Raw genomic sequence first — 19,828 nt, forward strand, 5'->3', positions numbered from 1 at the left:
AAATGTTTATACTGAACGCAGGAAATCCGCGTTCATGATATAAAAGGAGGAAGCAAATATGGCATGTTTTATCGTCCCCGCCGTGGAAGCAATCGTCGTTACCGTTGTGAGAAAAGTGATCGAGAAGAAGGAAAAGCAGCCTGAAGAAGTCTCCGTCGTCCTGGACGGCACTCCGGAAACTGCGTATAAAGTCCCCTTCTCCCGGAAACTGAAGTGGCTCACCAACCTGCTCTGGGGCGGTTCCGCCCTGCTGGCTTTCGAGCACGTCTGGCACGGAGAGGTTGTACCGTGGTTCCCCTTCCTTACAGCAGCGGCCGATCCGGCTGACGCGGCCGAAATGCTGCATGAAATGGCAACTGTCGGTGTGTCCATGGCTGCCCTGGTCACCCTGGTCTGGCTGGCTATGCTGGGTGTGTCCGCCGTCATTGAAAAGCGGGCCCTCAAGGCTGAACCCGTCAAGGCGTAAGGGAGGACACAGACATGACACTACTTGTATCTGTTTTTGCTGCCATTATCAGCACAGTTCTCTGGTATAAAAACGCTCCGAAAAACGAAATGAAGCTCGGCATCCTCTGCTGGCTCTTCTGGGGTGCTTCCCTGATGTGGCTGGTGGACGCCATCTTTGAATATGCGGAACTGAAGGCTGCTTACTTCACCCCGGCGCCTGCGGATATGCTGAATGATCTGTTCCTGGGCCTGTCCGTCGTGGCGCTCGCCCTGATCATCTGGCTGGTCATCCTCCTGGTGTCCGATCCCAAGGGCGTTGTGAAGAAGGCCCTGTTTAAGAAAAAAGCTGACTGACCAACACACATATAAAGGAGGACATATCATGGAATTCAAGGACCTGATTGCCGCCCGCCGCAGCGTCCGGAGCTACAATTCCGGCGCCACCCGCAAAGACCTGGAAGCCATCTGCAAAGCCGCCCAGCAGGCGCCCTCCTGGATGAACCAGCAGACCGCCCGTTGCTACGTGCTGGAAACGCCGGAAGTCCTGGAGTCCCTGCGGGACGCCGCGCTTCCTTCCTTTAACCGGAACAGCTCGGCCAACGCCGCGCTCATCGTAACCACCTTTGTCAAAGGCATTGTCGGTTTCGGTCCGGATGGCCAGCCCGTTGACGATATCGGCAACGGCTGGGGCATCTACGACCTGGGCCTGCATGACGCCTACCTGATCCTCGCGGCCAAAGATCTGGGCTATGACACCCTGATCATGGGCCTGCGGGACGTGGACCTGCTCCGCGAAAAGCTCGGCATTCCGGATAACGAGGAACTGATCTCCGTCATCGCCGTCGGCAAGAGCGACGCTGCTCCCGCCACACCTCCCCGGAAGCCCCTGGAAGAAACCGTTAAATTCTTCTGATTTCAGTAAATCAAAGAGGGCATCGCCTTGAAGCGATGCTCTTTGTTTTATAGTGCTCAATGAATACTATTATCCAATTGCATAATATCGCACAGGTGTCATCCCGACCGAAGTGGAGGGATCCCTTACTACGTCCGAAGGACGCTCTTCCTTCGTTTACCCTGCTTTATTCAATTCCCCGGATTTCGCCGAAGGGATACAGCACGGTGCGCACATGCCCGATGATCATGTCGCGCGGCAGGGATCCCTGCATACGGCTGTCGTTGGAGTTGTTCCGGTGATCGCCCATTACAAAGTATTCGCCTTCCGGAACCTCGTACGGGCCGAAGCTGTTCAGCCGGCCGGTCCGATATTCGTCCTTGATATACGGCTCGTCATACTTTTCGCCGTTCACGTACAGGTAGCCTTTCCGGACCTCCACGGTATCTCCCGGCAGGCCTACCACCCGCTTCACAAAGTTGGTGTCGCCCCGTCCCGGATACCGGCATACCACCACGTCAAACCGCTGGGGATTGCCGCCGGTGGTGATGCGTGTTGCCTGCTCCTTGGTCCTGTTATCCTGCCACGGGAAGGAAAGCCAGGTGGTCGCGTAGTCAAACTTGGACACAAACATGATTTCCCCGTTGGCCAGGGTGCTGTTCATGGATTCTCCGTCCACCCGGACCATCTCAAACGCAAAAGCCCGGATCGGCAGAGCAATCATGACAGCCAGCACAATGGTCAGCACCCATTCCAGGATTTCCCGTGCCAGGGATTTCTTTTTTACCTGCTTTTTTTCGTTATTGTTATGCTTTTCTTCCATGGATGGTTTCCGCCTTTCACATCATCTGGAAGAAGGCGTGTGCTGTACAGACGGAAGGAAGAAAGGTCACCAGCATCCCGAATGCGGCAGCCACCGCCCAGCGGATCGCTGACATGTTTTTCGGATAAGACAGTGCGGCATGTTCCAGCACTGCCAGTTCGTTTCCGCGCCGGATAATCTGGTTCAGATACTCATCACGCATCGTCTTTCATTCCTTTCCTGATTCTTCTGCGGATCCTGTGCAGCCGGACCCGCACCTGACCGTCGGTCATGTTCATTTCCCCGGCGATCTCTTTCGTGGTCTTTCCTTCCAGTGAGAAAGCTGTCAGCAGTCTCCTGTCCGTCTCATCCAGTTCAGCCAGCATGTGGATCCGGTTCAGCCGGTCCCAGTGGCTGATGTATTCCGCTTCCGCCGAGGGAACCGGCGGATCGGGCAGCTCTCCCGGAAGATCCGGGAAGCGTTTCTTTTTCCGCAGCTCGTCTATACAGATCCGTTTTACGATCGTGTACAGATAGGCGGAGAAGGAACGGTTTTCATCGATGTCTGTCCGGACGGCATAGAGTCTGGAGAAAGCTTCCTGTACGGCGTCTTCGGCGGCCTGGGAATCATGGAGGAGGCTGCAGGCATAGGCTTCTGCTCCGGAACGCCAGCGCGTGATCATCTGTTCAAACGCGTCCGCGCTGCCGGTCTTCAGCAGTCTCACCAGTTCCTGCTCCCCGGTCATCCTTTCCACCTGCCTTCTTCACTGATACTACGAATGAAAAGCGGTAAATGTTACACCCTGCGGAAAACTTTTTTTATGAAATGAAGTCAGCCAGGGCCAGGGCGATGCTGAAGTGGCCCACGTCATGCTGTCCGCCGTTCTTGTAATCCTTGCCCCGGTCGTCCCATTCCGGCGCGTCCAGCAGGTCGCCGCTGGTGAAGAAGGGATACAGCTCCAGACCCCTAAAATCGCACATGGCCTGCGCGCCGGCGCACTCCATTTCTACGGAGATGCAGCCGTCCGCCTTCCGCTTCTCAAAGTTGTTCCGCGTCTCCCGGTAGAAGGAATCCGTAGTCCAGGTTTTCCCCAGCACATAGGGAATGCCGTTCGTCTTCATGAATTCCGCCACCGTGTCAGATTTGCCCACGGTCACGTAGTCCGCCGCCGGGGCGTAGTGATACGAGGTGCCCTCATCCCGGTAGGCGGCGGTGGGGACCATCACCTTGCCATGGGCGATTTCCTTGTTCAGGCAGCCTGCCCCGCCGAAGAGGATGAACCTGTCGCAGGCCATCTCCGCCGCGGCGTCCTCCATCAGGCCGACGGTGATCGGCGCGCCCACATAGGTTTTGTAGAAGGCAAACCGCTTGCCGTTTTTCTCGATCAGGTAAACCGGCGTCCTTCCTGTGGCGCACCAGAGGGATGTAATCTCCCCGGAGGCATAGTTCTCCGCCACATATTTCTCTATCTCATGGGAGAACGTCACGATGCAGGCGTCCACCGCCGGGGCGTTCTCCTTCCGTACCGGGTTGATGATTGCCTGGGATTGGTTATCAAAAGAATCGGTGATCATATTCTGATCCTCCTTACAGGTTATATTGCATAAAGTTTCCGTTTTTCTCAAATCCAAAGTCCGTGTAAAGCAGCACCCCCATGTCGGAGGCGGTAATCTGCACACATCCGCAGCCGTATGCCCGGGCTTCTTCCGTAACCCTGCGGAGCAGCTCCTTCGCGATACCCGTGCGCCGGTAATCCGGATCAGTATACATGCTGGACAGGAGGCCGATCCGCCCGGAGGGGCAGCTGAAGTACGGCGGCTTTTCCACAAAGGACATCCCGCTGGTGCCGACGATCTTCTCCCCGTCCAGCGCCAGCCAGGACACAAAAGTTCCGTCCACCAGGTGCCGGTGGTAATAATCCGTCAGCGGCGGCACCAGGTCCACGTCTTCCGTCGCGCCTTCCTCCCGGAGCTGCGTAATCCGCATCCGGATGAAAACATCCAGGTCATTCTCCGTCAGTTTACGGTAGGTAATCTCCATGTCCCTGCCCTCCGTCTGAGGTTATTTCAATACCGGTTTCCAGTCATCCGCAGGGTCAAAAAACAGTTCCGTATATTCTCCGTCCGCCATGATCTTCAGCAGGCAGTCCATCTGCCAGATCCAGTTGCTCTTCAGCACATCGTCCTTCTCCATCCAGAATACCCGTCCTTCGTCCGAGGAGGTCAGTTCCCCGGAAAAGCGGTCGGTCTTGAACAGGAACACAACATACCGGGTGCCGTCCTCGTTGATCCATTCCTTGATCCCGCACAGTTTCGGGCTCTCAATGGTCAGTCCCGTTTCTTCCTTCATTTCCCGGATCACGGAATCCACAATGGGCTCATGCTCCTCCACATGGCCGCCGGGGAAAATGATCCCGCCGGCGTCCTTCCCCACCTTCTCCTGTACCAGCACCTTCGTGCCGTCCTGGATCATACACAGGTTGGTCAGGATCACCCGTTCAGTTCGTTCCATCTTCGTTTTCCCCGCGGTCCAGGTCAAAGCGGTAAACCATGACCTGGCGCAGTCCCCTTTCATACATATCGTGGTCTTCCGGAATATCCGCCGTTTCCAGATACTCTCCGCCCGCCAGCTCGCAGGTTCTCGAGGAAGCGGTGTTGGTCGGATCGCAGGTAATAATCACATACCCCAGATCATGCTTCCGGGCCTGCCGGAACAGCAGCCCGCAGGCTTTTGCCGCGTAATGGTGTCCCCGGTAGGCTTCATCGATCCCGTAGCCGATGTTCCCGCCGATGTAGAGCCGGTCGTTGTGGCCGATCCGCAGGTCGCACTGCCCGATCCGCGTTCCGTCCGGAAGGCAGATTCCGAAGTAGTAAGCCGGCACCCAGCCTTTCTCCGGATACCCCTCTGCGGTTCTTTCCAGCTGCAGCCGGATTGCCCCGTCCTGCAGATCCTCTGTATCATAAAACATCTTTTTGCCTCCGTGATTATATCATCTTTTCTTCTTCCATGCGCTTAATCGTGCACAGCCTGCCCCTCAGGGTGTAGCCGATCTTCTGATAGCAGGCATTGGACGCTGCGTAATTGGCGTCCGTATACAGCATGGGCAGATACCCCATGCCGGCGATCTTTTTTGTCACGGCATAGACCAGCTGCTGCGCGTAATGCTTCCTGCGGTATTCCGGCACGGTCCATACACCGCCGATGGAGGCCATATCCTGGTTCGGCCTGTAATAGCAGCAGGCAACCGGCGTGCCCTCCGCCGTCTTCCACTGGAAAAACGCCTGGTTGCCGATGTATTCCTGTGCTTTGGCCAGGATACGTTCATCCGGCGGCAGTTCCCCGTCTAAATCCATAAAGAACCCGCCCAGGAATTTCACAACCTCGTCCGTATCCTCCGGCGTGCATTCGTACAGTTCCCCGTCCGCCGGAAATTCCGGTGTCTTGGGTTCCGGGCAATCATAGGCCATCATCTCCATCTGGCAGCCCATCTTCATGCCCTCCTTTTCCGCGCGGGCCATAAAGTATTCCGCCAGCTCGTATTTCATGATGATCTCGAAGCCCTCTTCCACCAGACGGAACTCTGATGCCAGTTTCCATGCGGCTTCCTTCTCCGCCTCCGTCAGGCCGTCCGGCGTCCAGATCCAGACCGGATAGCGCGATGCGGAATGGCACAGGATCAGGCGTTCATGATCTGTCCGGATCAGCTCACATTCTTGCCTCAGGATCCTGTCCAGCACCTGGAAGGTACACCGGTCGTCAGCCAGCAGTTCAAAATCCTTCTCATTCACAAAAGCATCCATTGGCTTTATTACTCCATTTCTTCCGTTTTGCCGAATCCGTTGAACCAGGCCCGTTCGGCAAAGGGCTTTTTCTTCGGTACGGTCGGTTCGCCTTCCATCTTTCCGACCGGCAGGATGCAGACCAGGTCGTATCCCTCCGGCACATTCAGGATTTCCGCGATCCGGTCGCAGATCCGGTCCTCATCGGTAATATGTCCTTCAAACCAGCAGCTCCCGTATCCCAGGGAGGAAATCGTCAGCAGCATGTTTTCAATGGCCGCGGAATAGTCCTGCGTCGCAAAGCACCGGTCCCGGAATGCGTTAATCCGCTGGGACAGGACGCAGATCATGGCCGGTGCCGTCTCGCAGACCGGCGGATCAATCACCGCGTTGATCTGCTTCAGGATTTCCGGATCGTCCACCGCCACCAGGCTGGTGGTCTGTTTGTTGCAGCCGGAGGGTGCCGCCAGCCCCGCTTCCAGGATCGTCCTCATATCCTCCCGCGGAATCCTGTCCGGTTTGTATTTGCCCCGATAGCTCCGGCGGGTCATGATCTGTTCCCACGGGGATTTCCTCAGGGACATCACATAGATCTGGCAGGGGTTGTCCTCATCCCATACCTGCGGAATCACTTCCAGTTCCCGGAAGCCCAGCCCCTGGTAGAACCGGTTGGTCCGGTCATAGTCTTCATAGAGGCCCTCCGCCACCGTCTTGACCTGCATGAATTCATATCCCGCGGCAACCGCGTATGCTTTTGCTGCTTCAAACAGTGCCCTGCCGGTTCCCCGGCGGTGAAGCGCCTTCAGCACGCCGGTCACTGCCAGTTCAACGGTAACCTTTCCCGTTTCCTTCAGGCACAGGAAGCCCACCGCCCTGCCATTCCGTTCCGCCGCTGCAAAGAACCATTTCCTGCATTCCCGGATATACTGTTCCCGGGATTCCGGAACCTCAAACCACTCCGGCAGCGCTTCCAGGATTTCCCGGGCAATCCGGGATTTCTCCTCCGCATCCTCCACCTGACGGATGACCGGGGCCTCAATCTGCTTTTCCAGCCGGTAGAGCTGTTCCTCGTCAACGGTATCTTTTCCGTCCTTAAAGCCGTACCCCAGCTTCCGGTAGAACGGAAGCCCGGTAATAGAAGCCGGAATCTCGATCCGGTTTGCCCGTATGCCGTACTCATCCTTTTCCAGGGTTTCCACGATGGCCCGGCCGATTCCCTTGCCCTGCCATTCCGGGTGCACAAAGATCGTGAACAGGCTGCTTTCATCTTCTTTGCCCCAGTAAGGGCCGATCGCGCCGCAGCCGATAATCTTCCCGGCTTCCTCCGCCACATAGAAGTGCGTCCAGGAGGCCCGCTGCAGCACATGCTCCGGCGTTTCCGTCTTCACCAGTTCTTCCATCAGCTCCACCGGATAATCCTTCGTATTGGAAATCCGGATCGTGGTAATAATCAGTTCGGACACGGCCTGCGCGTCCTGCTCTGTAAATTTTCTGATAATCATTGCTCTTTATTTCCTTTCAGTTATCGTTCCGTCTGTGTTCCGGCTGAAGCGGGAGAAGAAATCCCACGCAATTCTCGCATGATAATCATGCGGCGTATGATCCGCGCCTTCAATCAGCACCAGCTGGGCAAAAGGCGCTTCATAGCCTTCCAGGCAGTAATCGCTGATCTGCCACTCCACGTTGCTCTGCGGAATACCGCTTCCGCCGTAATAATGATAGTCCTTGTATTCCGGCCAGATACTTTCCTGCCGGTCCGGCCTGTACCCCCAGTAGGGCACCGTGTGATAATCTGTTTCGCCCAAAGGCATTCGGTCCATCTCAAACAGGGTCCGCAGGGCGTTCTTTTCATCCTCCATCAGTTCCATATCGCCCTGCCCGTTCCGGATAGTGAATTCTTCCGTTCCCTTCAGCACCTGGAAGGGCGTCAGCAGCCCCTCCGTGTTTCTCACTTCCACCAGCCACCCGGCCGCTGAAATCCCGGCGATCAGTTCCGGATATTCTGAAGCCAGCGCAATCGCCGCCGCTCCGCCGTTGGAAAAGCCCGTGGCGTAAACCCTGGACGGATCCACCGGATACCGGCTGACCGCCTGTTCAATCACCATGCGGAGATAATCTGTTTCTTCATAGGATGCACTGTCCCTGTATTCCGGTGCAATCACAATGAAGCCTTCCTCCGCGCACAGCACATCCCAGCCGTTGGTTTTCACTTCCGCCTGCGGATTGCCGTTTGTACAGTTCATCGCCAGCACCATGGGAACCGGTTCTGCCGGAAGCCCCTCCGGAATCCAGGCAAAAACCTCATTGCGGTTTTCCATTCTCCAGCTTTCTGTCCGCACAGTCCTTTCTTCCGCAAAGGCCGGCGCCGCTGTTGCCAGCAGAACCGCTGCCAGAACGGCACAGCATCTTTTCAGACTGTTTATCATTTTTCCCTCCCGTATTTCTGATTCCGCCTTTGGGTATCAAAAAAGCCGCTTATCTGTCAGAGATAAGCGGCTGGATAAATCCTGGTTTATATGCCGGACTGCTCTTCTCTGACTGTATGACCGTATACGGAAATAATGCGAATCTGCATCATGCCATTCGCGGAGATCATAATAGATTCACTGTATTTGGATCCGTTACGCTGCATCAGAAGAGCATTCCTTTCTTTCAGATTGGAATTAAATATAATACGGGACTGTAATCAGTGTCAAGGATTTTTCTCCGGCCCGGTTTTCACTTCTTCTTTGGTAAAATCCAAAAATATTTTTTGTTCCGGAAATGTGTTTTGTTAACCATTTTGTTAACTTATGTTAAGTGTGTAATCAGACATTGTCTCAATCTTTCAGAAAGCTTACAACGTTTAGTTAACAGGATTTTAGCGATTTTGCCGTTGTTGACATTTTCGTTTACGTTGGTTAATATGTAAACAACAAAGGTTAACTTGTTAACCTAACATGATTACATTTGCGACGTGCTTGCACGTCAAGGAGGGGAACGAACCGAGAGGTGCCCCAGTGGGGCATTCGCCGGCAGGCGAAAACGAGGTGAATGAGTCAACCGAAACGAGAATCGAGCCCGCTCCAAGGGCGAGAGGCGACGATTGAGGTTGCGGAACACGTTTATATGGGTCAGAGCGCCCATAAAATAATCAACTTTTTAGGAGGTAACTGTTTCATGAAGAAAATTCTGTCCCTGGTCCTGGCTGTTTGCCTGATGCTCGGCCTGGCCTCTTTCGCCTCCGCGGAAGAAACCCTGCCCACCTTCGATCAGATCGTCCTGGGCGAAAACACCGACCTGACCGCCAAGATCCACTTTGCCTATCACCGCACCGATATCGCGGACAAGCTGAACGGCTATGTGGAAGCGTTCCGTCAGATCTACCCCAATGTGGAGATCGAGTACGAACTGATCACGGACTACGCTGAAAACGCCCTCATGCGCGTCGGCAACACCGACTGGACCATCATGGGCATCCCCACCGTGCAGAAGGACGAGCTGTCCAAGTACTTCGTTCCGCTGGGCTCCCTGGAAACCCTGAGCGGCCTGTACAACTTCATGAGCTCCTGGTCCTTTGACGGCGTCTGCTACGGCATTCCTTCCACCGGCAATGCCAACGGCGTCCTGTACAACAAGCGGATCTTCGCGGAAGCCGGCGTGACCGAGCTGCCCAAGACCCCCGATGAGTTCATCGCCGCCCTGAAGGCTGTCAAGGAAAAGACCGACGCCATCCCGCTGTACACCAACTATGCTGCCGGCTGGACCATGGGCGCCTGGGACGCTTACATCGGCGTCGCCGCCACCGGCAAGGACACCTACATGAACCAGGAACTGGCCCATGCCAAGGATCCCTTCGCGGATCAGGGCAACGGCACCGGCCCCTACGCCGTGTATAAGATCCTGTACGACGCGACTGCTGAAGGCCTGATCGAAGACGACTACACCACCACCGACTGGGAAGGCTGCAAGCCGATGCTGAACAACGGCCAGATCGCCTCCATGGTGCTGGGTTCCTGGGCTTTCACCCAGATGCGTGACGCTGAAGGCGGCGAGCATCCGGAAGACGTCGGCTACATGGCGTTCCCCATCTCCATCGACGGAAAGCAGTATGCTCCCGCCGGCGGCGACTACAACTTCGCCATCAACGTCCAGGCTTCCTATGAAGAGAAGCTGGCTTCCATGTACTACCTGAAGTGGCTGACCCACGAAAGCGGCTTCGCCTACAGCGAAGGCGGCGTCCCGATCGATAAGAGCGGCGAATATCCGGACCTGTACGCTGCTTTCGACGGCATCGATATGCTGTCCGACGCGGATTCTCTGCCCGGCGAAGAAACCCTGCTGAACGAGATGAACGCCGAGTCTGAACTGAACTTCAACGCCGGCGGCAACACCAAGGTGCAGGAAATCATCGAGCACGCTTTCAACCACGACAAGACCTTTGACGAAATCATGGCTGACTGGAACGCCGCCTGGAGCGACGCGCAGGCTGCCCTGAACGTTGAAGTCAAGTAATCATCGCTTTTCATAATGGGCGGCTTTCCCCATAGCCGTCATCTCCTCCGGGCGGGTCCGGGAAACACTCCCCCGGACCCGCCTTCTTTCATCCAAACACCAGGGAGGTGCATCCCCCGTGAGTATCGTCAGTACCGTGCAGCCGGATCTGCGCCGAAGTAAAATCAACTGGCAGAAAGTGCTTGTCATCTTTCTGTTCGCGGTCGTCCCGCTGTTCCTGCTGATCCTGTTCACCTACATCCCCTTCGGGAAGATGATCCAGTTCAGCTTCCACAACATGAGCTACACGAAGGACAAGGGATTTGTCGGTTTTGACAACTACCTGAAGATCTTCACCAAGCCCGAGTATGTGGACGCCATGCTGCTGAGCCTTTACTACATGGCCGGCGCCGTGGTTCAGCTGGCCCTGGCTCTCTTCTTCGCTTCCGTCCTCAGCCTGGAGCGGCTCAGGGGATCGGGGATTTATAAGGCTGTGCTCTTCTTTCCCTTCCTGGTAAACGGTATCGCCATCGGTTATATCTTCAAGTATTTCTTTACTCACGGTTTCGTGCTGGACACGGTCCTGCAGGCCATCGGCATCCCGCTGGAAAAGCTGCCCTACTGGCTGCGGGACCAGAGTGTCAATAACTGGTCCCTGGTCTTTACTTCCGTCTGGAAATACTGCGGCCAGAACATGGTGCTGTTTATCGGTGCCATCGCCTCCATCGATCCGACCCTCTATGAGGCGGCCACCATTGACGGTGCCAACCGCTGGCAGCAGTTCAAAGCCATCATCCTGCCGGGCATCAAAACCGTGTTCATGCTCAACCTCATCCTGTCCATCACCGGATCCCTCTCCGCCTTCGAGCCTGCCTACGTCGTGGGCAGCATGGGCGCCAACGGCACCGCCACCTTCTTTATCAAGATCCACCAGATGGCTCATGTATCCCAGAAGGTTGGCCAGGCCTGCGCCATGGCCATGGTCCTCATGGCGCTGATCCTGCTGTTCACGGTGCTGCAGCGCCTGTTCTTCCGGTATGTGATGAAGGATTCCGAAAGCACCTTCAACGCCAAGGCCAACAAGGCCAAGGCGCTCTGGTGAGAAGGGAGGAAACAGGTTTATGTCCATCGCAGTCCACGCCGTCCGGGAATCCAACCGCGGCGCCCGGATCAGGCGTTCCGTCATCCGGGCCCTGGAGTATCTTTCACTGTTCCTGGCCTGCTTTATCGCGCTGCTGCCTATCTGGTCCTCCTTCACCACGTCCTTCAAAAGTGCGGAGGAGTACGCCTCCACCAACGCCATGGCCCTGCCGCGGAACTGGTTCAACTTCGGCAACTATGTACAGGTCTGGACGGAAGGCGATATGCTCCGGGCTTTCCTGACCTCCGCCTCGGTGGTCATCGTCGTGGTGGCCGTCTCCGTGATGATGGGTTCCATGCTGGCCTACGTCCTGAACCGCTTCCGTTTCCCCGGCAACGGGCTGATCCGGAACCTGTTCATGATCGCCACCCTGATTCCCGGCATCGCCATGCAGGTCACCACCTACCAGATCATGAAGAACCTGGGGCTGCTGAATTCCATCACCGGCTACATGATCCTGCTCAGCGGCACGGACGTTATCTCCATCTATATCTTCCTCCAGTATTTTGAAAACCTGGACGGAGCCCTGGATGAATCCGCCGTGCTGGAAGGCTGCACCTACTTCGGCGTCTTCTTCAAAATCCTGCTGCCGCTGACCAAGCCGGCCATCATCACCGTAGCCGTGCTGAAGGGTGTGGGCGTGTACAACGAGTATTACAGTGCCAACCTTTATCTCCAGTCCAACTCCTGGCGCACCATCTCCACCGCCCTCTACTCCTTCTCCGGACCCTTCAAGAGCTCCTATAACATCATCTGCGCCGGCGTCCTGCTGACGCTGATCCCCAGTCTGATCATCTTCCTCGTTTTCCAGAAGCAGGTCTACGCAGGCCTGGCCAGCGGGTCCGTCAAGGGCTGATCATCCCTTGCTCCGCAATTGACAGAAGTCATCATTTCCTTATAATGAAGCATGAGGTTAACAGTATGGTTAACAAAGAACCTTCCACGTTGATATCCGGTGTCCGCACCCATCTGGAGCAGAAGATCCTTCCCTTCTGGGAAGCCTTGATGGACAACGCTTATGGCGGATATTACGGTTACGTGGGCAGTGATTTACAGCTGAACCGGGGAGCCGATAAAGGCTGCATCCTGAACAGCCGGATCCTGTGGTTCTTTTCCGTTGCTTCCGCCGTATTGAACCGGCCGGACCTGCGCGCATACGCGGATCACGCCTACGCTTTCTTCAGCCGGTTTGAGGATCCCGAAAACGGCGGGGTGTTCTGGTCGGTCACCTTTGACGGAAAGCCGTCGGACACCACCAAGCATACCTACTGTCAGGCCTTCGCGGTATACGGACTTGCCGCTTATTACCGGCTGACGGGCAATCCCGAAGCGCTGGATAAGGCGCTATCCCTGTTCCGGGTCATGGAAACAAAGTGCCGGGACGCGGGCGGATACCTGGAAGCGCAGACGGCAGCCTTCACGCCCGAAAGCAATGAAAAGCTGAGCGAGAACGGCGTGCTGGCCTCCCGGACCATGAACACGCTGCTGCACGTCATCGAAGCCTATGCGGAGCTGTACCGTGCCCGGCCGGACGAGGACGTCCGCCGCGCCGGGGAAGCCGGTCTCCGGCTGTGCCTGGACCGGATCATGAATCCGGAAAAGCGCCGCCTGGAGGTGTTCTTCGATGCTGACTGGCACCCCTTGCTGGATATTCAGAGCTTCGGCCATGACATTGAGGCCGCCTGGCTGCTCTGGGATGCCGCGGAAACGCTGATCCCTGAAGCGGAGCGGGAGCCCTGGAAGGCCATGTGCCTGGATCTGTTGCAGAGCGTGACGGAACGAGCCTGGACCGGCCGCGGGATTCATTATGAATCTGTATCCGGCAGGGTGAATCACCTCCGCACCTGGTGGCCCCAGGCGGAAGCCATGCTGGGCTTTGACTTCGGCCTGCGGATCACAAAAGATCCCGCCTGGCTGGAGCGGATGGAGCAGCAATGGGCGTATATCTCCCGGGTCTTCGTCGATTCCCGGGACGGTGGCGAATGGTTCAACGAGCTTCACGAGGACGACTCCGTCATCGGTAAACCGGAAGCGGATGAATGGAAATGCCCGTATCACAACGGGCGTATGTGTCTCCGGCTGATTGCCGGAGCAGGAGAAAGGACTGGAGAAATTGTCAGTAAAGAAAGCGACGATGCGGGATATCGCCAAAGCCGTGGGAACCAGTGCGGTCACGGTTTCCAAGGCGCTGGCGGGTAAATCCGGCATGAGCGACAAGCTTCGCTCAAAGATTATCAAAAAAGCGGATGAGATGGGTTATTCGTATCCCCGGGGAACCCGGAATATCCTCCACGATCACCTGGAGATCGGGATCGTGATCCCGGATAAATACTTCGAGCCGGATTCCTATTACGCCATCCTCTGCAAGCAGCTGATCAAGAAGCTGGCGGACCTGGGACATTTCGGCCTGCTGGAGATCCTGACCCCGGAGAACGAAAAGGAAGGCGTCCTTCCCAACCTCATGACCTCCGGTCACGCGGACGGGCTGATCCTCCTGGGTGAGCCGGCCAAGGCTTATTACCGCAAGGTCGCGCAGGCCGGGGTGCCCATCGTGTTCCTGGATTTCTATGATGAGCAGGCCAACGCCGACGCGGTTGCCGGCGATAACAGCTACGGCGCCTACCGGCTGACCAGCCACCTGATCCGCCGGGGACATACAAAAATCGGCTTCGTCGGCAACACCAAAGCCACCAGCAGTATCATGGACCGCTTCCTGGGTTATTACCGGGCGATGCTGCTCAACGACCTGCAGGTGCGGGAGGAGTGGATCCTTCCGGACCGCGAGCTGACCGGCGGCCTGGTGGATCCGGTTCTGCCGGATGAGCTTCCCACCGCTTTCGTCTGCAACTGCGATATCACCGCCCGGATGCTGATCAGCCTCCTCAAAGAGAAGGGCTACCGGGTTCCGGAGGATATCTCCGTCACCGGTTTTGATGACTTCCCCCAGGGCAATCCCGGGGATGTGCCGCTCAGCACCTTCCGCATTGATACCGACAGCATGATCGAGCTGGCAGTCAAAGCCCTGCTGGAGCGCTGTGCCGGAGAACGCAAGCCCTTCGGCCGCCTGGTTGTCGGCGGACAGCCCGTTTACAGGGAATCGGAAATCCCCTGTACCAATTCAGAATTATGAATTCAGAATTCAGAATTATCTGTCCGCATCCCATACTCATGGAATAAAGTGTAGCCTAACAGTTTTCTGTGAATCACAACCTCACCAAATGGTTTAGTAACTAATAATTCTGAATTCTTAATTCTGAATTCTGAATTAAAAACATACTGTAAGGAGTTAACAACATGTCTGAAGTTAAGATTTTGAACGCCGGTTCCCTCCCCAATATTCCCTGGCAGGATCGTCCCGCGGATCTGAAAACCGAGACTCCCGTATGGCGTTACTCTGAGAACCCGGTGCTGGGCCGCAATCCCACCCCTGAAATTGCCCGGATCTTCAACAGCGCCGTCGTGCCGTGGGAAGACGGCTACATCGCGGTGCTCCGCGGCGAGCAGGTCAACGGCGTTCCCTACGTCTACCTCGGTCATTCCAAAGACGGCATCCACTGGGATGTGGAGCGGGAAAAGGTTCCCTTCACCGATGAAGACGGCAACCCCATGATGCCCCATTACGCCTATGATCCCCGCCTCGTGAAGGTGGAAGATACCTATTACATCATCTGGTGCGGAGATTTCCACGGCGCCTCCATCGGCATGGCGAAGACGAAGGACTTCAAAACCTTCACCCGCCTGGAGAATCCCTTTATCCCCTTCAACCGCAACGCGGTACTCTTCCCCCGGAAGATCAACGGAACCTTCCGTCTCTTCTCCCGGCCTTCCGACAGCGGCCATACACCCTTCGGCGATATCTTCCTCAGCGAGAGCCCGGACATGGTGTTCTGGGGCAAGCATCGTCATGTGATGGGCAGCGGCGGAGAATGGTGGCAGGGCGTCAAGATCGGCGCCGGCGCCGCCCCGATTGAAACCACTGAAGGCTGGCTGCTCTTCTATCACGGCGTTTCCTCCACCTGCAACGGCTTTGTCTATTCCATGGGCGGCGCCATCCTGGATATCAACGAGCCCAGCAAGGTTCTCTACCGCTGCGCCAACTACCTGCTGACGCCGGAAGAACCCTATGAAGTCAGCGGCTTCGTGCCCAATGTGGTCTTCCCCTGCGCCACCCTGCAGGATGGGGACACCGGCCGCATCGCCATCTACTACGGCGCAGCCGACACACATGTCGGCCTGGCCTTCACCACCGTGGACTCCGTCGTCAACTACATCAAATCCCACAGCGTCCTCCACTATGGCGACGACGAGGCCAAACACAATTACTGATTCCCGAATCAGTAATTGTGTAAATCTTCATTCAAAGGATGGCGTAGCCATCCATCCGCCATTATTCATTTTTAAGTTTTAAGTTTTAAGTATTCATTTATTTATGAGGCATACCATGAACTCTCACACTTTTCAGGATTTGATGTCCTCCTATGAGCAATTAATCTCCCTCCCCAACCCCGTTGATTCCCGCTTCTACAACGGCCTTTTTTCCCGCTACGCCAACCCCGTCCTCACCCGGGACCATATTCCTCCCTTCTGGATGTATGACGCGAATCCAGACACCAATCCCTTTATGATGCAGCGTCTGGGCGTCAATGCCACCCTGAACAGCGGCGCCATCAAGCTGAACGGCAAATATTGCCTGGTGGTTCGCGTGGAAGGCATGGACCGAAAGAGCTTCTTCGCCGTGGCGGAAAGCGACAAGCCTACCGAAGGCTTCCGTTTCCGGGATTATCCGGTCATCCTGCCGGATACGGAAAAGCAGGAAACCAACGTCTATGACATGCGCCTGACTGCCCATGAGGACGGCTGGATCTACGGCGTCTTCTGCTCCGAGAGCAAGGATACCCGCAGCGCCGATCTTTCCGCCGCCGTTGCCGCGGCGGGCATCGTCCGGACAAAGGACCTGGAAACCTGGGAGCGCCTTCCGAACCTGATTACCCTGAATTCTCCCCAGCAGCGGAACGTGGTGCTCCATCCGGAGTTCGTGGATGGCAAGTACGCCTTCTATACCCGTCCCATGGACGACTTCATCGAGACCGGCTCCGGCGGGGGCATCGGTTTCGGCCTTTGCGGGGATATCACCCATCCGGTCATCGGCGAGGAGAAGATCATTTCCCGCCGGAAGTACCACACCCTGACCGAGTCCAAGAACGGTGCCGGTGCCGTGCCCATCAAGACGGACCGCGGCTGGATCCACATCGCCCACGGCGTGCGGAACACCGCCGCCGGACTGCGGTATGTGCTGTACGCCTTTGCGACAGATCTCAATGATCCCTCCCGCATCATTGCGGAGCCCTCCGGCATGCTCCTCGGTCCCCTCGGCCGGGAGCGCACCGGCGATGTGAGCAACGTTGTCTTCACCAACGGCGCCATCGCGGATGATGACGGCCGGGTCTATATCTACTATGCCTCTTCCGATACCCGCATGCATGTGGCGGAAACGGATCTGGAGAGACTCAAGGACTATGTGTTCAACACCCCGGAGGATCCGCTCCGCAGCGCGGACTGCGTCCGCCAGCGGGCCGACCTGATCCGCCGGAATCTGGAATACCTGAAGGAAAGAAGGTAAGGGCCCATGCTGAAACCGGCGTCTCTGTTCACCGACGGCGCAGTGCTGTGCAGACGGAAAGAGATCCGGGTCTTCGGGGATGTCTCCGAAGGGCTGACCGTAACTGTCCGGCTCCTCAGCCGGGAGGGTACCCTTCTGGGGGAAGGCTCCGCCCGGGCGGAAGGCACCCGTTTCCTGGTTTCCCTGCCCCCGCAGGAAGCGCAGGCAGGCTGCCGTCTGGTCATCCAGGCGGGTGATGAGCAGGCCGAAGCGGACGACGTGGCCATCGGCGAGGTCTTCCTTGCCGGCGGCCAGAGTAACATGGAGCTGGAGCTGCGCAACGCGGATGAAGGACCGGAAATCATCCGGCAATATGATGATCCGCTCCTGCGGTTCTTCAACGTCCCGAAGCAGTCCGTGCAGGGCCCGGCCCAGCAAAAGGCTGTGGCGGAAACCCGCTGGCAGGCCGTTTCTCCCGGAACCGGCGGGGTTAACAGCGCGGTGGCTTATTTCTTCGCCGCGATGCTCCGGGAGCGCATTCCGGAGATCCCGGTCGGTATCATCGGCTGCTACTGGGGCGGCACTTCCGTCACCTGCTGGATGGAGGAAGACGTCCTCCGCACCGAACCGGAAGGCGTCCGCTACCTGGAGGAATATGAAGCCCTCACCGCCGGCAAAAGCATGGAAACCTGGCAGGAGGAAGAGAACCTCTTCCAGGAAACCTTCGGTGCCTGGTGCAGCAAGGTGGATGAGTACAAGCAGTCCCATCCGGGAGCCCCCTGGGCGGACATCGAAGCCGCCTGCGGGTTTGTTCCCTGGAACCCTCCGGCGGGGCCCGGTTCTCCTTACCGGCCTGCCGGGCTGGCCGTCACCATGGTGCGGGAGATTGTGCCCGTCACGCTGACCGGCATCCTGTTCTACCAGGGGGAAGAGGACACCGGCAAAACCGATCACTATGATACCCTGCTGACCCTGCTGATCCGCACCTGGCGAAAACTGTTCCGGGATGAGGCTCTGCCCTTCCTGTTTGTGCAGCTTCCCATGTGGGTGGACCAGAACGGGATAGACACTTTCCGCTGGCCCCTGCTCCGCAAAGCCCAGGCCGCGGTACGGGACGCCGTACCGGGCACCGGGATGATCTGCCTGCTGGACCAGGGAGAATACGGCAACATACACCCCACCGCGAAGCGCCCCGTGGGCGAGCGCCTGGCGGAACTGGCCGGTATCATGCTGTACGGTGCCGGAGAAGTTTCTCCCCGGGCACTGGATCTGACGCCGCAGGGAGATACGCTTTCCATCCGTCTTTCCGCGCCCGTTCAGTTCCGCGGTGAAACTGCCGCCCTGCTGGAGATTGCGGGTGCCGACGGCAGTTATGTTCCCGCCCGGGCGGAGATCCGCGGAGACCGGCTCCTGCTCCGTGCGGACAGCATCAGACAGCCGGTGCATGCCCGCTATGCCTGGACAGACTACGCGGCGCAGGTTCCCTTCTTCGGGGAGAACAATCTGCCGCTTGAACCCTTTGATTTCTAAAGGTTTTTAATATACGACAACCGCACAAGCAAAAAGCCGCTGTCAGGCTGAACCAGCCTGCCTGAGCCTTGCTTTTGCCCAAACGAACACAGGAGAACAGGAAAATGAACGTCTATCCGCTTGTTATGGCACCTTCCTTCCGGCATGGGCCGGAGACCCCCTGGGGCGGTCACGCGCTGAAGGAGCTTTTCGGCAAAAACTCGCCGGATGAAATCACCGGCGAAAGCCTGGAAGTTTCCGCCCTGCCCGGTCATGAAAGCCGGGTTGTCAACGGGGAATACGCCGGCAAAACCCTGCGGGATCTCTTCCCGCTCTGGGGCAAGTGTTTAACTGGCCGAGAAGAAAACGGTTTCCCGCTCCTGCTGAAGCTGCTGGATACCCGCCAGCCCCTGTCCGTCCAGGTTCATCCGGATGACAGCTATGCCCTCTCCCATGAAGGCAAGCCCGGCAAAAGCGAAGCCTGGTATATCCTGGACGCCGCTCCCGGAGCGCAGCTGGTTTACGGAATCGACACCCATGGCCAGTCCCTGCGTTCTGTCCTGGATGAGGGCAGGCTGGAAAGCAGCCTCTGCCGGACGGAAGTCCATGCGGGCGACGTGTTCTATATTCCTGCCGGAACCGTTCATGCCCTGGGTTCCGGTATCCGCTGCTATGAAATCCAGCAGGCCAGCGATCTCACCTACCGCCTCTGGGACTGGGGCCGGATCGGAAAAGACGGCAAGCCACGGCCCCTGCACATTGAGCAGGCGCTCTCCGTCTCCAGATCCGGTGTGCTTCCCCGCCAGACCGGCGAACCGGAAGAGCTGCCCGGCGGCCGGCGTACGCTGCTGGTCAGCGATCCCCACTTCCAGCTGTATGCTTATGACCTGGACGGGAGGATGACCCTGCCCACAGGCAAAATGCAGTTCCTGACCGCCACAGCCAAAGGCTGCGCCCTGTGCTGGGAGAATCATCGGGAAACCCTTCTCCCCTGGCAAACCGCTGTTCTCCCTGCCGCCCTTCCGGACGTCTCCGTTGAAGGCTTTGGTCGTTTCCTCATTTCAACCGCTGTCTAACAGCGGTGGAAACGAGGACACTTTTCACTCTTCACTCAACACTATCGCGCAATGTGACAAAGGGACAGACCAACTGTCACGTTCTTCTGGAATGATGACAGTTGGTCTG

The 19,828-nt window shown here is 57.2% G+C and carries 22 protein-coding genes; 12 read left to right on the plus strand and 10 right to left on the minus strand.

What is annotated here, in order from left to right; genetic code table 11:
* The first annotated feature begins 58 nt into the window (after positions 1–58).
* Genes JYE49_RS09005 through JYE49_RS09015 form a run of 3 tightly spaced genes read left to right on the plus strand, consistent with a single transcriptional unit; the run spans position 59 to position 1,360 of the window.
* Complete coding sequence (locus JYE49_RS09005; RefSeq protein ID WP_093957022.1) at positions 59–466, plus strand: hypothetical protein; 408 nt, start codon at positions 59–61, stop codon at positions 464–466.
* A gap of 14 nt (positions 467–480) precedes the next feature.
* Positions 481–801 (plus strand): hypothetical protein, encoded by a 321-nt coding sequence (locus JYE49_RS09010; RefSeq protein ID WP_093957021.1) that lies wholly within the window; start codon positions 481–483, stop codon positions 799–801.
* Positions 802–829: 28 nt separating this feature from the next.
* Positions 830–1,360 (plus strand): nitroreductase family protein, encoded by a 531-nt coding sequence (locus tag JYE49_RS09015; protein ID WP_093957020.1) that lies wholly within the window; start codon positions 830–832, stop codon positions 1,358–1,360.
* A 166-nt stretch (positions 1,361–1,526) separates the two neighbouring features.
* On the opposite strand, the gene lepB is transcribed toward JYE49_RS09015, so the two are convergent.
* From lepB to JYE49_RS09065, 10 genes are all read right to left on the minus strand, one after another.
* Positions 1,527–2,162 (minus strand): signal peptidase I, encoded by a 636-nt coding sequence (gene lepB, locus JYE49_RS09020; protein ID WP_093957019.1) that lies wholly within the window; start codon positions 2,160–2,162, stop codon positions 1,527–1,529.
* 16 nt (positions 2,163–2,178) lie between these two features.
* Positions 2,179–2,364 (minus strand): hypothetical protein, encoded by a 186-nt coding sequence (locus JYE49_RS09025; RefSeq protein WP_093957018.1) that lies wholly within the window; start codon positions 2,362–2,364, stop codon positions 2,179–2,181.
* The gene (locus tag JYE49_RS09030) at positions 2,357–2,887 is read right to left on the minus strand and encodes an RNA polymerase sigma factor (RefSeq protein WP_093957017.1); all 531 of its coding nucleotides are present in this window, start codon (positions 2,885–2,887) and stop codon (positions 2,357–2,359) included. The genes JYE49_RS09025 and JYE49_RS09030 overlap by 8 nt, the downstream gene beginning before the upstream one ends.
* A gap of 73 nt (positions 2,888–2,960) precedes the next feature.
* Complete coding sequence (locus tag JYE49_RS09035) at positions 2,961–3,716, minus strand: nucleoside phosphorylase (protein WP_093957016.1); 756 nt, start codon at positions 3,714–3,716, stop codon at positions 2,961–2,963.
* 13 nt (positions 3,717–3,729) lie between these two features.
* On the minus strand, positions 3,730–4,182 hold the full coding sequence (locus tag JYE49_RS09040; protein WP_093957015.1) for a GNAT family N-acetyltransferase: 453 nt from the start codon (positions 4,180–4,182) through the stop codon (positions 3,730–3,732).
* A gap of 21 nt (positions 4,183–4,203) precedes the next feature.
* Positions 4,204–4,653, minus strand: coding sequence for an 8-oxo-dGTP diphosphatase (locus JYE49_RS09045; protein WP_093957014.1), 450 nt, complete (start codon positions 4,651–4,653; stop codon positions 4,204–4,206).
* Entirely contained in the window at positions 4,640–5,110 is a 471-nt protein-coding gene (locus JYE49_RS09050; RefSeq protein WP_093957013.1) for a GNAT family N-acetyltransferase, read from the minus strand. The genes JYE49_RS09045 and JYE49_RS09050 overlap by 14 nt, the downstream gene beginning before the upstream one ends.
* 16 nt (positions 5,111–5,126) lie before the next feature.
* Positions 5,127–5,942 carry a GNAT family N-acetyltransferase gene (locus JYE49_RS09055; protein ID WP_093957012.1) on the minus strand — a complete coding sequence of 272 codons (816 nt, stop codon included), beginning with the start codon at positions 5,940–5,942 and terminating at the stop codon, positions 5,127–5,129.
* Positions 5,943–5,950: 8 nt separating this feature from the next.
* Positions 5,951–7,423, minus strand: a complete 1,473-nt coding sequence (locus JYE49_RS09060; RefSeq protein WP_283399361.1) for a GNAT family N-acetyltransferase — start codon at positions 7,421–7,423, stop codon at positions 5,951–5,953.
* A gap of 6 nt (positions 7,424–7,429) precedes the next feature.
* Positions 7,430–8,347, minus strand: a complete 918-nt coding sequence (locus JYE49_RS09065; RefSeq protein WP_093957011.1) for a hypothetical protein — start codon at positions 8,345–8,347, stop codon at positions 7,430–7,432.
* Between the two features lie 733 nt (positions 8,348–9,080).
* On the opposite strand from JYE49_RS09065, the gene JYE49_RS09070 reads away from it, so the two are divergent.
* The 9 genes from JYE49_RS09070 (at position 9,081) to JYE49_RS09110 (ending at position 19,719) form a co-directional block, all read left to right on the plus strand.
* On the plus strand, positions 9,081–10,415 hold the full coding sequence (locus JYE49_RS09070) for an ABC transporter substrate-binding protein (RefSeq protein WP_093957010.1): 1,335 nt from the start codon (positions 9,081–9,083) through the stop codon (positions 10,413–10,415).
* Positions 10,416–10,533: 118 nt separating this feature from the next.
* A complete protein-coding gene (locus tag JYE49_RS09075) occupies positions 10,534–11,496 on the plus strand; it encodes a carbohydrate ABC transporter permease (RefSeq protein ID WP_283399360.1) in 963 nt (320 codons plus the stop codon).
* Positions 11,497–11,515: 19 nt separating this feature from the next.
* Complete coding sequence (locus JYE49_RS09080; RefSeq protein ID WP_093957009.1) at positions 11,516–12,391, plus strand: carbohydrate ABC transporter permease; 876 nt, start codon at positions 11,516–11,518, stop codon at positions 12,389–12,391.
* Positions 12,392–12,456: 65 nt separating this feature from the next.
* On the plus strand, positions 12,457–13,734 hold the full coding sequence (locus JYE49_RS09085) for an AGE family epimerase/isomerase (RefSeq protein ID WP_179217296.1): 1,278 nt from the start codon (positions 12,457–12,459) through the stop codon (positions 13,732–13,734).
* On the plus strand, positions 13,649–14,665 hold the full coding sequence (locus JYE49_RS09090; RefSeq protein ID WP_143754484.1) for a LacI family DNA-binding transcriptional regulator: 1,017 nt from the start codon (positions 13,649–13,651) through the stop codon (positions 14,663–14,665). The genes JYE49_RS09085 and JYE49_RS09090 overlap by 86 nt, the downstream gene beginning before the upstream one ends.
* 164 nt (positions 14,666–14,829) lie before the next feature.
* Positions 14,830–15,861, plus strand: a complete 1,032-nt coding sequence (locus JYE49_RS09095; RefSeq protein WP_093957006.1) for a glycoside hydrolase family 130 protein — start codon at positions 14,830–14,832, stop codon at positions 15,859–15,861.
* A gap of 142 nt (positions 15,862–16,003) precedes the next feature.
* The gene (locus JYE49_RS09100; protein WP_283399359.1) at positions 16,004–17,155 is read left to right on the plus strand and encodes a glycoside hydrolase family 130 protein; all 1,152 of its coding nucleotides are present in this window, start codon (positions 16,004–16,006) and stop codon (positions 17,153–17,155) included.
* Between the two features lie 6 nt (positions 17,156–17,161).
* Positions 17,162–18,664 (plus strand): sialate O-acetylesterase, encoded by a 1,503-nt coding sequence (locus JYE49_RS09105; RefSeq protein ID WP_093957004.1) that lies wholly within the window; start codon positions 17,162–17,164, stop codon positions 18,662–18,664.
* 104 nt (positions 18,665–18,768) lie between these two features.
* A complete protein-coding gene (locus JYE49_RS09110) occupies positions 18,769–19,719 on the plus strand; it encodes a type I phosphomannose isomerase catalytic subunit (protein ID WP_093957003.1) in 951 nt (316 codons plus the stop codon).
* Positions 19,720–19,828: the final 109 nt, after the last annotated feature.

It is taken from the genome of Aristaeella hokkaidonensis, from assembly GCF_018128945.1.
In the GTDB taxonomy this organism is placed as follows: Bacteria; Bacillota; Clostridia; order Christensenellales; family Aristaeellaceae; genus Aristaeella; species Aristaeella hokkaidonensis.

Coding starts and splice junctions, on each gene's coding strand:
- JYE49_RS09005 (WP_093957022.1), top strand. CDS start 59: ATGGCATGTTTTATCGTCCCCGCCGTGGAAGCAATCGTCGTTACCGTT.
- JYE49_RS09010 (WP_093957021.1), top strand. CDS start 481: ATGACACTACTTGTATCTGTTTTTGCTGCCATTATCAGCACAGTTCTC.
- JYE49_RS09015 (WP_093957020.1), top strand. CDS start 830: ATGGAATTCAAGGACCTGATTGCCGCCCGCCGCAGCGTCCGGAGCTAC.
- lepB (WP_093957019.1), bottom strand. CDS start 2,162: ATGGAAGAAAAGCATAACAATAACGAAAAAAAGCAGGTAAAAAAGAAA.
- JYE49_RS09025 (WP_093957018.1), bottom strand. CDS start 2,364: ATGCGTGATGAGTATCTGAACCAGATTATCCGGCGCGGAAACGAACTG.
- JYE49_RS09030 (WP_093957017.1), bottom strand. CDS start 2,887: ATGACCGGGGAGCAGGAACTGGTGAGACTGCTGAAGACCGGCAGCGCG.
- JYE49_RS09035 (WP_093957016.1), bottom strand. CDS start 3,716: ATGATCACCGATTCTTTTGATAACCAATCCCAGGCAATCATCAACCCG.
- JYE49_RS09040 (WP_093957015.1), bottom strand. CDS start 4,182: ATGGAGATTACCTACCGTAAACTGACGGAGAATGACCTGGATGTTTTC.
- JYE49_RS09045 (WP_093957014.1), bottom strand. CDS start 4,653: ATGGAACGAACTGAACGGGTGATCCTGACCAACCTGTGTATGATCCAG.
- JYE49_RS09050 (WP_093957013.1), bottom strand. CDS start 5,110: ATGTTTTATGATACAGAGGATCTGCAGGACGGGGCAATCCGGCTGCAG.
- JYE49_RS09055 (WP_093957012.1), bottom strand. CDS start 5,942: ATGGATGCTTTTGTGAATGAGAAGGATTTTGAACTGCTGGCTGACGAC.
- JYE49_RS09060 (WP_283399361.1), bottom strand. CDS start 7,423: ATGATTATCAGAAAATTTACAGAGCAGGACGCGCAGGCCGTGTCCGAA.
- JYE49_RS09065 (WP_093957011.1), bottom strand. CDS start 8,347: ATGATAAACAGTCTGAAAAGATGCTGTGCCGTTCTGGCAGCGGTTCTG.
- JYE49_RS09070 (WP_093957010.1), top strand. CDS start 9,081: ATGAAGAAAATTCTGTCCCTGGTCCTGGCTGTTTGCCTGATGCTCGGC.
- JYE49_RS09080 (WP_093957009.1), top strand. CDS start 11,516: ATGTCCATCGCAGTCCACGCCGTCCGGGAATCCAACCGCGGCGCCCGG.
- JYE49_RS09085 (WP_179217296.1), top strand. CDS start 12,457: ATGGTTAACAAAGAACCTTCCACGTTGATATCCGGTGTCCGCACCCAT.
- JYE49_RS09095 (WP_093957006.1), top strand. CDS start 14,830: ATGTCTGAAGTTAAGATTTTGAACGCCGGTTCCCTCCCCAATATTCCC.
- JYE49_RS09100 (WP_283399359.1), top strand. CDS start 16,004: ATGTCCTCCTATGAGCAATTAATCTCCCTCCCCAACCCCGTTGATTCC.
- JYE49_RS09105 (WP_093957004.1), top strand. CDS start 17,162: ATGCTGAAACCGGCGTCTCTGTTCACCGACGGCGCAGTGCTGTGCAGA.
- JYE49_RS09110 (WP_093957003.1), top strand. CDS start 18,769: ATGAACGTCTATCCGCTTGTTATGGCACCTTCCTTCCGGCATGGGCCG.